11 protein-coding genes are annotated in these 11,474 nt (G+C 71.1%); 4 read left to right on the forward strand and 7 right to left on the reverse strand.

Going from position 1 to position 11,474, the window contains the following annotated elements; genetic code table 11:
- The 7 genes from BMY97_RS45395 to BMY97_RS45425 form a co-directional block, all read right to left on the reverse strand.
- A partial coding sequence (locus tag BMY97_RS45395; RefSeq protein WP_143086529.1) for a site-specific integrase occupies positions 1 to 1,361 on the reverse strand: 1,361 nt, incomplete at its 3' end.
- Positions 1,362 to 1,450: 89 nt separating this feature from the next.
- Complete coding sequence (locus BMY97_RS45400) at positions 1,451 to 1,699, reverse strand: MerR family transcriptional regulator (protein ID WP_245787829.1); 249 nt, start codon at positions 1,697 to 1,699, stop codon at positions 1,451 to 1,453.
- Complete coding sequence (locus BMY97_RS45405) at positions 1,696 to 2,598, reverse strand: DNA-methyltransferase (RefSeq protein WP_245787830.1); 903 nt, start codon at positions 2,596 to 2,598, stop codon at positions 1,696 to 1,698. The genes BMY97_RS45400 and BMY97_RS45405 overlap by 4 nt, the downstream gene beginning before the upstream one ends.
- On the reverse strand, positions 2,595 to 3,836 hold the full coding sequence (locus tag BMY97_RS45410; protein ID WP_143086531.1) for a DNA-methyltransferase: 1,242 nt from the start codon (positions 3,834 to 3,836) through the stop codon (positions 2,595 to 2,597). Before BMY97_RS45410 ends, BMY97_RS45405 begins: the two co-directional genes overlap by 4 nt.
- Complete coding sequence (locus BMY97_RS45415) at positions 3,833 to 4,579, reverse strand: recombinase family protein (protein WP_177231877.1); 747 nt, start codon at positions 4,577 to 4,579, stop codon at positions 3,833 to 3,835. Before BMY97_RS45415 ends, BMY97_RS45410 begins: the two co-directional genes overlap by 4 nt.
- Positions 4,580 to 4,641: 62 nt before the next feature.
- Positions 4,642 to 5,616, reverse strand: coding sequence for a DNA methyltransferase (locus BMY97_RS45420; protein WP_091629856.1), 975 nt, complete (start codon positions 5,614 to 5,616; stop codon positions 4,642 to 4,644).
- A complete protein-coding gene (locus BMY97_RS45425; protein ID WP_091629858.1) occupies positions 5,609 to 6,604 on the reverse strand; it encodes a hypothetical protein in 996 nt (331 codons plus the stop codon). The genes BMY97_RS45420 and BMY97_RS45425 overlap by 8 nt, the downstream gene beginning before the upstream one ends.
- A 542-nt stretch (positions 6,605 to 7,146) precedes the next feature.
- On the opposite strand from BMY97_RS45425, the gene BMY97_RS45430 reads away from it, so the two are divergent.
- From BMY97_RS45430 to BMY97_RS45445, 4 genes are all read left to right on the forward strand, one after another.
- Complete coding sequence (locus tag BMY97_RS45430; protein WP_177231878.1) at positions 7,147 to 8,169, forward strand: hypothetical protein; 1,023 nt, start codon at positions 7,147 to 7,149, stop codon at positions 8,167 to 8,169.
- Positions 8,170 to 8,351: 182 nt separating this feature from the next.
- Positions 8,352 to 8,672 (forward strand): pilin, encoded by a 321-nt coding sequence (locus BMY97_RS45435; RefSeq protein WP_245787831.1) that lies wholly within the window; start codon positions 8,352 to 8,354, stop codon positions 8,670 to 8,672.
- A 424-nt stretch (positions 8,673 to 9,096) separates the two neighbouring features.
- On the forward strand, positions 9,097 to 10,860 hold the full coding sequence (locus BMY97_RS45440) for a TrbL/VirB6 family protein (RefSeq protein WP_245787832.1): 1,764 nt from the start codon (positions 9,097 to 9,099) through the stop codon (positions 10,858 to 10,860).
- A partial coding sequence (locus tag BMY97_RS45445; protein WP_143086532.1) for a PrgI family protein occupies positions 10,857 to 11,474 on the forward strand: 618 nt, incomplete at its 3' end. The genes BMY97_RS45440 and BMY97_RS45445, both read left to right, overlap by 4 nt.

Here is an 11,474-nt window from a genome sequence, read left to right on the forward strand (position 1 = left end):
GTGGTGTAGGTGTCTGCGGTCACCGTGATCGAGGAATGCCGGAGCATGTTCTGCACCGTCTTCATGTCCGCACCAGCCGCGAGCGCCAACGTCGCCGCACCATGGCGAAGGTCATGCAACCGGATCGGCGGCAACCCAGCCAGACGCGCCAGCTCCTGGAACCTCGCCGTGACATCCGCCGGATGCAACGGACTGCCATCAGGCTGAGTGAACAACAGGCCACTCTCGACCCAATCCGAGCCAAGCCGGCCGCGGGCCGTGTCCTGGTCCGCCAGATGCTGACGCAGGACGAGCACCGTGTCGCGATCCAACGCGACCAAGCCTTCGGACGAGGTGGTCTTCGGCGAGGCCTGCCCGGTTTCCCACCCGTACTGCACGATCTGATTCGCCACCTCGAGCGTCGCTGCGTCGAGGTAGGTGTCGGAGCGGCGCTGTCCGCACGCCTCCCCGCGCCGCAGCCCGACATGAGCAATTAGATGGAACAACGGATACAGCAGGTCGTTGACCGCATAGTCGAGGAACCCGCCAGTCTGTGCCGGAGTCCACACCATCACCGGCGACGGGATCTCACCCGTCAGCCGCCACCGCGCTACCCGTTCTTCGGTCCATACCTTCGGTATCGGCCGGTTCGCCGGTGGCAACTCCACTAACGACGCCACATTCACCGTCAGCAGGCCTTCCTTGACCGCAGGGCTCAGGATCGCTCGTAAGGTTTCCCGGATCCGGCGGATCGACGTCGGACCGACCGGGCGCTGCCACTTCACCGCCGCGACCTTCCGCGGATCACCGCTGGCGCGGTATTCGGCGATCACATCGTTGTGCTCCACGATCGCGTCGAACATGCCGTCCAGATGCGCCACGGACAGCTTGTCCCGCCGGATGTGTGCGAGGTGCGGCCGAAGGTAGAGCCGCACGTGTGACTCGTAGGAGCGGTAGGTGTTCCGGCTGCGCGTCGCCTTCTTCTTCGCGAGGAACGCGGTGAACACCCCGTCCATCAACGGATGCTCCAGCACGGCGGCACCAGCCCGCACCAGCCGACGCATGTCCTCGACCTCCGGCAGCTTCTGCCGAGCCGAGATCGCCGCCGCGATCACATCCGCGATCTTGCGCAGCATGTCCTCGTCATCACCGGCTAGGGCAAGCAACTTCCCGACGTGATCCAGACCTTCCTGCGCCTTCTTCGCCGTCTCGAAGCCGCTACGCCGCCGCGGACGCCGATTCCCTGCACGGTCTTTGGGCAGCTCGACCCGGTAGCACCACTGCCCATGCCGGCTCTGCTCCAGCCGCGGGCACGCCGACCCCAGTTCGCGGCCGTTGCTGTCCCTGCAGGAACAGCGCTTGTACACCGATCCCTCCGCCATCCTTACTCACCATCTCTCGGTCGAATCAGCGGGTTGCCGCGATACTCGCGCTGCAGACCACCCTCGGGGAAGCCCGAGTCACAACAGATTCACCCGATGGACGGATCGAGACCGAGCACCCGAATAAGCCCCACGACCGGGACCCGGTACTCACCGCCCACCCGCAACACCGGACACGGGAAATCATCCGCACGCGCCAGCGAGTACGCAGTCGTCCGGCCGATCCGCAACGCCCGCGCCGCCGTCATCAGATCCACCACCGCAGGCAACGCCGCCAGCTCAGCCACCGTCATCACCGCCGACGCATCACCCTCCGGCACAGCCCCCTCAATTCTCATGACACCTCCGCAAGCCGGCGATACGCGAGGTCGTGGCAGGCCGGGTCCAGATCGACACCGACGAACGAACAGCCGTGCTCCAGTGCGGCCAGGCCCGTGGTTCCACTGCCACAGAACGGATCCAGCACCACGCCACCACGCGGGCACCCCAGCCGGACACAACGCCGGGCGACCTCCAACGTTCCCGCCGCCGGATGCCCCACCCCCGCACGCCTCGCCGGCACCCGCCACACATCCGCCGCAACCTCAGCACGCGGCCAGAGCCACGGCGACTCCGACCTGGTCAGCAGGAACACCATCTCGTAACGCTGGGCAAGCCGGTCCCGCGCGCTCTCCGGGCGCGCGTTCGGTTTCTCCCACACCACCGCGTTCCGCAGCACCCAGCCCCTCTCCTGCAACGAGAACGCCACCCGCCACGGCACACCGACCAGATCCTTACTTCGGTGAGCCGATTGCGGTGGCCGGTGCGCCCCATAGCTGGACGCGGACCGTGCCCGGGCGGTCCGCGCCATCGACCCGGTGGCCACATAATTTCCCCACGACCCGCCGAAGCTGTCACCGAGATTCAGCCACACCGTCCCGCCAGGAGACAGAACCCGGTGTACCTCGTCGAAAAGACCCGTCAGCCGCGCGACGTAACGACCCACAGTGGACTCGGCCCCGTACTGACCCTCGATCCCGTAGTCGCGCAACCCCCAATACGGAGGCGACGTCACCACGCAGTCCACCGATCCCGCCGGCATCCCCGCGACCACCTCCGCGGCATCCCCCACGCACAGCGTGACCGCCTTCGCCGTCAGCCCCATGTCCTCGGGCAGCTCCCCGCTCCCAGTTCCCGGATCAGAGATGGAAGGGGCGGCATCCTCGCGCCGGCGGCAGGGTGCGATGAAGGTTCTCATGCAGCCTTCACCGTGCCGTCCGTGGCGAGGCCGAGACGTCCGAGGCCGACGTCGTGGAACTGCGGGTTGAGATCTATCCCGATGTAGGAGCGGTCGAGCTGACGTGCGGCCACGCCGGTGGTGGCGGCGCCGCTGAACGGGTCGAGCACGACCCCGCCCTCCGGGCAACCGGCGGCGACGCACCGCAGCGGGATATCAATCGGGAAGGCCGCGAAATGCGCTTCCCGCAGTGGGCGGGTCGTGATGGACCAGACGTCGCCAGGGTTCTTGCCACGCTGGGGCACTGCGGTGTGCTGCGCCCCGGTCGGGCGCACCTCGTCGCGGTGCCCTCCCTCCGCGAAGGGGCTGGCATCGCGGTGCTTGCCGTACGCCCCGTGTCCGCGGTGCCGTGCAGTCACGTCGATCCCGGTAACGCGGTCTTTGTTCGAGCCGCCGATGAGCTTGCCCTCCCTGCGCGATGCAGGACGTGCGGGTGGTTCGCGGACCGGGTCGAGGTCGAAGAAGTACTTCTGCTGTTTGACAAGCAGGAACAGCATCTCGTACCGGTTGGACAGCCGGTCCCGGACGGATTCGGGCATGGCGTTGGGTTTGTGCCACACGATCGCGTTCCGCAGGATCCAGCCGTCGGTCTGCAGCGCGAACGCGACCCGCCACGGTATGCCAAGGAGGTTCTTGCGGGGCACGCTCTGGGTGCGGCGGACGCCGGCGCTGCGGACGGAGTCCCGCAGCGGTGCCGCCGCGGTCCGGCCGGACAGGGTGCTGGCCCGCATCGCGTCACCCCGGGTGGGGCCGGGCGGGTCGGCGGAGTAGGAATCGCCGAGGTTCAGCCACACCGTTCCGGTGTCGGCCAGCACGCGGTGCAGCTGCGCAAAGACACCTCGGAGCCGATCGACGTAGTCCTGCGGGGACGGCTCCAGGCCGTGCTGTTCGTCTTCGCGCCGGGCGCCGCACCGGCGGCAGTGCTGAGGCGCGGCACCGCGCTGCGCGGCCGACGCCGGATACGTCACGCGGGGCTGTTTCGACTGGGGCACGTTGCTGCCGCGGCCGGCCGCCGCCAGGTGCGAGCAGCTGGAGTCGCCGCCGGCCCAGGTGCCGGTTCCGTAGTCGCGCAGTCCCCAGTACGGCGGACTGGTGACCACGCAGTCCACCGACCGATCAGGCAGCCCGGCCAGGGTCGTGGTCGCGTCGCCGGTGTAGAGCGTGACCGCGTCGTCGCGGTAGTGGACCTGCTGGTTCACGCGGCCTCCTGCTGGTCGTTCTCGAACTCGGTGGTGCCGGTGTCCGGGCACGCCGATGCCTTGCGGGACCGGTGGGTGTGGACAGCCCAGAACACGGCCGGTGCGACCAATTCCGGGTGGCCGCGCTGCCGGGACCACGTCCAGCACTCCGGTGGCTGGTCCACTCCGCGCTCGGTGCGGTCCCGGATGACGTAGCCGAGGTAGGCGGGGTTGGTCAGGACAGTCCGCACGATCGCCCAGCTCCACGCCCGCGGCCAGCCGGAGACCGGGTCGACAGGCAGAGGGTGCTGCTGTTCGGTCAGGCGCCGGGCGATGGCGCGGTCGCCGAGTTTGTCGTGCAGGGACCAGGTGAAGATCAGCGGCACGACCGGCGCCCGCAGCTCGTCGACGACCAGCCGGTGCCGCCGGCCCCCACGCCTGGACCCGGCGCCGACCCAGTGAGGTTGGAGGGTGTAGCCGTAGGGCGCGGGCCCGTGCCACCAGCCCTCGCGGGTGCGCTGCCGGAGCGCCGCGCGCGAGCGCCGGACCAGCTCACGCTGGTATGTGCGAACCCCGCGATGCGCAGTGTCCCGCCGCCCGCCGCCGTTCTCGTACAGAGCGGTCAACCGCCCGGCCAGGTATTCGCGCAGCCGCCGCCACCGATCTCGGGGTTCCGCTTCCCGTGCGCGGTACTGCGCGACGGGACACAGCGTGGGATCGTCACGACGCGACACCCGGCGGGGGCGCCGGCCTCGTTCAGACATGGAGTTCATGACGGTCCTGTTCGTCGCGGCCCCGGCGGGATCGGGCGCAGCGGTGTGCCGGCTCATGCCGCCGCACCCGCGGGCTGCACGAGGGACGGCGCCGGGAGCACGACGGAGTGCTCGGGCAGCGCCCCGGCCGGACGTGCCCCGTGCCGGCGGACTCGTGGTGATACGAGCCGCGGCGGGACGGGCAGCGCCAGCGCCGACTCGGCGCCGTCGGGATCGGCCCGGAACACCAGCACGGTCTGGTGCGCGGACAAGGCGACCGGGTGCCCGAGTACGCGTTCCGCCCGGCCGGCGGCACGGCGCTCGGCGAGGGTGGCACGGGTGAAGGTCCGGCCCCGTTTCACCGTCGCGGTCAAGGCCAGGCACCGGGCGACCGGCGCCAGCCCCGCCGCGCCGCCGACGAGGGCGATCTGGCCGGGAACGTCGAGCAGGTCGTGCCGGGCGGGGTGGCGCAGTGGGGTGCAGGTGATGATCACGTGCCCGCCGGGACGCACGAGTGGCCGGTACTGCATCAGCAGCCGGTTCAGCCGGTCCAGCGCGCTGGTGAGATCGTCGCCCGCGCCGGCGGGGCGCAGGGTGGTCAACAGGAGATCGACGCGCCCGGTCATCCCCGCCGTTGCGGCGGCGGCCGCGGTGCCGGGGCGGCGGTCCAGGACGAGGACCATGCCGTCGACGAACACCCCACGGGCTTTCGTCGCGGTCACGTTGGCGCGGGCCAGGCGCCACCACCGGCGCTGCCCGGTCAGCCCGATCGCGTGCCGCCCGCACCGCAACGCCTCGACGACGGTCGTTCCCGCTCCACAGTCCGGATCGAGCACCACATCCCCGGGCCGAGTGAACGTCGCGATCGCGTGCCGGGCGATCGCCGGAGCCATCAATCCGGGGTCCGTGCCGGTGGCGTCGTGGTAGCCGCCCGCGTCGAGCTGGGCCGCGACGCTCGCCGCCCCGGTCGGCCACACCGACGCCAGCACCGGCCCCTCCGGTCCCTCCCCTACTGGCCTGGGCAGGTGCATGTCAGAGCGCTTAGACACCCGAGGTCTCCGTCCGGTCGGCGACGGCGGACTGCAGGGCAGCGGGAAACAACCGTCGGAACAGAACGAGGTCGTGGTGCACCCGCCGCAACGGCAGCGGACCGGCGACGCCGCCGCGCGGCGATCGACAGCGCGCCGGCGTCGCGGCTGTGGTCCGCTCGGTGGCCGCGGGGCTGGTGCCCGGGTCGGGTGCCGGCGCGGTGAGCACGGCGATGTGGTCGAGACACCCCAGTCCGTGACTACCCAGTGTGTTCGCGAGTGCCGGGTGCGGGTCGAGCATCCGCCCGCCGCGCATATCACTGTGCGTGACGACTGCGGTGAGGCCATGCGGGGTGAGCAGGGCGTCCCAGTCGGTGACGGCGAGCCAGTCGGTGGCGTGGGGGTCGAGCGCGGTGACGATCAGATCGAACCCGCCGCGCGGTCGGACTCCCGTACGGTCCGACGGGGCTGCGGTATCGGGGTCCGGGTCGGCCACGGGGTGCAGACCGAGCCGACCGGGTCGGGGTCGCGACCCCGACCCGGCTCCGGCGCGCCAGGCCGACCCGGTGTCGTCCTCGGGGTAGTCCGGGACGGGGGTGGCGGTCGCGGTGTCGACCCCGCGGCCGAGTCGGGCGACGGTCCAGACCGCTTCGGCGAGTCCGGCATACGGGTCGCCGCCGCGCGCCCTGCCGAAGGCACGCGCCGGAGTGTGCGGGGGTGTCGGTGGGGTGAGGAGAAGGACGCGGTCGCCGGGGCGGGTGTAGGTCGTGACGAGGGTGAGGATCGTGCGGCCGAGCCAGCCGGCCAGCAGCGCGGTGCCGGGCAGTGCCTCGGCGTCGGCGAAGGGCCACAGCGTGGTCGGGCGGGCCGTCCGGGTACCTCCGGCGGTGGCGGTGCGGGAGCGCGCGTGGCGCCGGTTGCGGCCGGTGTGCGCCGCGGGGGTTGTGGTCCGGCGGCGCAGCCGGTGGCGGGGTCGGTGTCCGGGCTCGGGGTGCGGTGTCGAGGTCATCGGTGGCCTTCCTCGCGGGTGGTCGGCGTGGTCTGCCAAGTCACCCCAAGAGGCCGGTTTCAGCCCTGTTTTTCGACACCAAGAACCCGACTTTTTTCTCCACCGCAGCGCCGCGCCCCGTCTGCCAGTGCAGGAAACACGGTGCAGTCACATGGTGTATTCGCCGCCGAGCAGCACGGGGAATCCGGTGACACACTTCGCATTCGACAGGATTTCCCGGACCGTCCGCATCACCGGCCAGGGGCGCGGAAACTGTCACGAGCACCCCGACACTCATGCCACACAGCCCGCAGTCCCACTGCAGAGGGCCGATCGGCTACTAAAAATCGCTTAAAAGACCAGCTCGGAGGCTACTAAAAACCTCCCGTGTGCGCGTCGCTCGCGGACTGCCTACGAGCCGTCTGGATCGTGTCACCCGCGTGGCTTTAGTAGCCTCCGCGTCTCTTCGCAAAGTTCGCCCTTGTTCTTTTCTTGTTCTTTTCTTGTCGCCGTTCTGGCGTCCTGACGGGGCTGATTCCGAAACCTCGAACAGGAGCAGGACCATGACGAACGACGACGCTGTTTCCGCGTCCATCCGGGGCGAGCACGAGGGTCACGAGTGGCTGCCGTTGGACACCGCGCGCGATGCCTTCGGCTGGCTGGTCACCGGGCCGGAGCCGATGGCGGTGCAGGGGTCCCGGTTCGCGGGGTTGCCGCGGCGGCCGGTGCCGCTGGACGAGCTGCGGGACCGGGTGATGAGCAAGCAGTGCCCGCCGCGGACCCGCGATGACGTGTGGGCTCATCTGGTGCTGCAGTCCCGTGCCCGCGGCGGTGCGTGGACGGTGGCGTGTGTCGGGATGGCGCTGCCGTCGCTGGCCTCGAGTGCCCGGTGGCTGGCCGCCCGCTACCGGGGTGACCGGGCTGATGTGCACGCGGCGGTGCTCGCCGGGTTCCTCCAGGCATTGGCGGCGGTGGATCTGACCGATCCCGGCATCGTCGTGCGCCTGCACTACGCGGCGCGGCGGGCCGGGCAGGCGGCGTTGGAGGAGTCGCTCGACGCGCCGTTGCCGGCCGGGACGGGCTATCGCTCCGCGGCACCGCGCCCGCCCTATGGCCACCCCGACTTGGTGCTCGCGCGGGCGGTCGGGGACCGGATCCTCACCCCGGCCGAGGCGGAGCTGATCTCGGCCACCCGGCTCGGTGAGACGTCGATGACCGACTGGGCGCAGCGCCACGGCACGGTCCTGAAGACCGCGTTCAAGGCGCGTGATCGGGCCGAGGACCGACTCGTCGCCTGGCTGCGGGAGCAGGTGAGCGACACCGACGCCGAGGACCCGGTCGCCGACGCCGCACTGACCGCCCTGCACGCCGGCACCCCCGACGCACCCGCCGGCGAAGAACCGTGTTCGTCACATGCTGTGAGTGGTCGTCTGCGCAACGGGCGGCAGACGGGTCCGAAGAAATCTTCACGCTTGGTGTCGAAAAACGACCCGAAATCCGGCCTCTTGGGGTGCGGGGAGACCCCATCTGGCTCTCCGCGTACCGCCGAGCACGAGCCGACTTCGGAGGTGCGCCGATGCGCCTGACACCCCGCCCCCCAACCCAGCACACCCACTCGCCCCTGTCCCCGTCCACACTGGCTCCGGCCACTCCGAGGAGGCGACGGGCAAGGCTTCGGGCTGTTGCTCGCCGCCGGTCGGCTGCCGACCGCGCACGGCCTGGTCATCAGATCTTTCCTGTGTCGTCCGTGCGCAGCACGGTCCCCCGGTTGATCGCAGCCGCGATCGTGGGCGGGGTCCTGTGCAGCCTCCTGACTGCCGTTCCGGCGCAGGCCTCCACCCAGGTTCTCGCGCTCGCGACGAGCATCGAGCAGGTCTTCACCAACGTCCGCAATTGGCTCTTCGGGATCCTGGCCGGGCTGGCGACGGTGATCCTGACCTTCGGTGGCGTCCGGTACCTGCTGGCCAACGGTGACCCCGCCGAAGTCGAGAAGGCCAAGGGCGCGTTCAAGTCGGCCGGGTGGGGTTACGGGCTGGCCGCTTTGGCGCCGCTCGTGGTCGAGATCCTGCGCGGGATTGTCGGGGCCTGAGGTCATGGCCGAGACCCGACATCCCCGCGTGCCCGCCCCGGATCGCGGGGCGCCCGGCACCCGCCGGTGCGCTGCCGCGCCAGTGCACCGGGAGCGGGCCCAGCTCGCCCCGCCTGCCCCTGCACACGCCGGCCGCGGTTCCCGGCGGCGGTTGCCGGGACTGCTGGCGCTCGGCCTGACCGTGGTGCTCGGTGGCCTCCTGGCGGTCAGCGCATGGGCATCACCCGAGACGCCGTCGCAGCCCGGAACACTGCAGGCCGCACTCGCTCAGCCCGCGCCGCAGCAACCGCCGCCGCTGTCGGCCGTTCCGCCGGGGAACACGTGTGCCCCGGGTTCGCCGGATCCGGTGTGCCATTTGCCGACTGGGTCTCCGCGGCCGTCGGTGCCGGCGAGCCCGCTGCCGCCGGTCACCGAACTACCGCCGGTGAGCTGTTTCCCCGGTCAGATCGGCTGCGCGCCCAGTGGCCCGAGTAGCGCGCCGGGCACGAGCCCGGAGCCGCCGTGCACCGGTGAGGGCTGCATCCCGCAACCCGATCCCGCCCCGCCGGGCACCGGGCCGGGGCAGCCCGGTCCGGGCGTCACCGGTGGCGACGCGGACTGCGGGCTCACGAACATCAGCGGCTGCATGACCGCGGCGATCAACGCCGTGTTCCGTGAGCTGGTGAGGTCCGCGCTCGACCCGCTGCTGAAGCTGCTCGGCGAGACCGCGTTCTCCACGCCCACGCTGGATTCGCTGCCCGGTGTGACGAACCTGTGGAACCACTCGTGGCTGATCGTGCTGGCCTGCTACGGCGGGCTGATCATGGTCGGCGGGATCATCGTGATGGCGCACGAGTCGGTCCAGAGCCGCTACTCGATGAAGGAGATCGCGCCCCGGCTCATCGTGTCGTTCTTTGCCTCGATGCTGTCGCTGTTCCTCATCGACAAGGCGATCCGGCTCGCGAACGCGCTGTCCGTCGCAGTCCTCGACGGCGGCGTTGATCCGCCGAAGCTCGGCGACACTCTCGCCGGGGCGATCAACGGCGCCTACTCCGCCGTCGCGTCCGCGGGGCTGTTCCTTCTGCTGCTGCAGGTGGTGCTGGTCATCGCCGTGATCGCGCTGCTGCTGGTCTACGTGGTGCGGGTGATCTTCACGCTGATCCTGATCGTTTCCGCGCCCTTGTGGGTCGCCTGCCACGCCCTGCCCCATACCGACGGCATCGCCCGCTGGGGCTGGCGTGCGCTCGGCGCGACGCTCGGCATCCAGGTCGCGCAGTCGCTCACCCTGATCGTCGCGGTCAACACCGTCCTCAACGGCAGCGTGCGCCTGTTCAACTCGCTCGGTGGCGGGCTGGTGATGCTGCTGGCCGCGCTCGGGTTGCTCTACATCCTGTTCAAGATCCCGTTCTGGTTCCTCTCCGCGACCAAGCTCGGCACCGGCCGCTCGTTCCTCGGCGGCTTGGTCAAGGCCTTCGTCGTCGCGAAGACCTTCGGCGCCATCGCGGGCCGCGGCGGCCGATTCGGCACCGCCCGCACCCCCGCCACGCCCACGCCCACTCGTCGTTCCGGCGGGGGCGGGCGGGCCGGTGCCGGTGATCCGCCCTGGCCTCCGCAACCCCGGATGGCCCCGAACCCGGAAGCGGTGAACAAGCGCATGCGCGAGCAGTACGACGCCGAACGGCTACGCGCCGCCCAGCAGCCACGTCGGCCCTCGCAGGAACCACGGTTCCTGCAGCCAGGCCCGCACACACCCACCCACGATCCCGCCGTGAGTTCCGGCGAACCCGCACGGCCCGCGGCGCCCGAGTTCAGCTCCGCGCCCCGGCCCGCTACGCCGGTCCCGCCACCGGCCGGTCGCGGTGGGCGCGGCAGGAAGCCTGCGGCACCGAGGTTCCAGGCCCCCGGTACACCACGCCGTACAGGCGGGACCACCGCGGCCCGGCCGGTCGCGGTGGCGGCGGTCCCGCCGCACCTGCGGTTCCAGCCGGCCACACCGGAACCCGGCCACACCTCCCCGCCGGTCACCCCCGCCACGCCGCCGCCCGCCGCCCCGGTGTTCCGGCCCGCGCGTCCCGAACCGCGTCTGGGCGACGCCCGGCCCCGCACCCCGTCCGTGCCGCCGCTCGCGTTCCGCGCTCCGGCCCCACCACCGACACCCGCACCGAAGTCGGTGCCGAAGTCGCCGTCCCGTGGAGGTACACCGTCATGACTCAGCAGCCCGTGCGCATACCGTCCGATGTGGACCGCGAGGATCGCATCCTCGCTAACCTGACCGCGCGGCAGCTGACGATCCTCGCCGTCACCGGGATCGTCCTCTACGGCGCGTGGTCCCTGACCCGCGATGTGGTGCCGCTGCCGGTGTTCCTGATTATCGCGGTCCCGATCGGGACTGCGGCGGCGGTGCTGGTGCTGGGCCGGCGCGACGGCATGAGCCTGGACCGGCTGCTGCTCGCTGCGATCTGCCAGCGGCTGCAACCGCGGCACCAAGTGGCCGCACCCGAAGGGGTCCGGGCCGCCCCGGGCTGGCTGACCAGCCACATCACCACCAACGACACCGACGGCACGGCGGACGGCTCGGAGGTGTCGCCGGCGGCGCTGCGGCTGCCCGCCGAAGGCGTCACCGACGCCGGAGTCATCGACCTCGGTACCGACGGCGTCGCCATGGTCGCGGTGGCCTCGACGGTGAACTTCGCGCTCCGCACCCCGGGCGAGCAGGAAGCGCTGGTCGCGTCCTTCGGCCGGTATCTGCACTCGATCTCCGCGCCGGTGCAGATCCTCATCCGGGCCGAACGCCTCGACCTGAGCCGGCAGATCCGCGACCTG

This window comes from Amycolatopsis saalfeldensis, assembly GCF_900110575.1.
Taxonomy (GTDB): domain Bacteria; phylum Actinomycetota; class Actinomycetes; order Mycobacteriales; family Pseudonocardiaceae; genus Amycolatopsis; species Amycolatopsis saalfeldensis.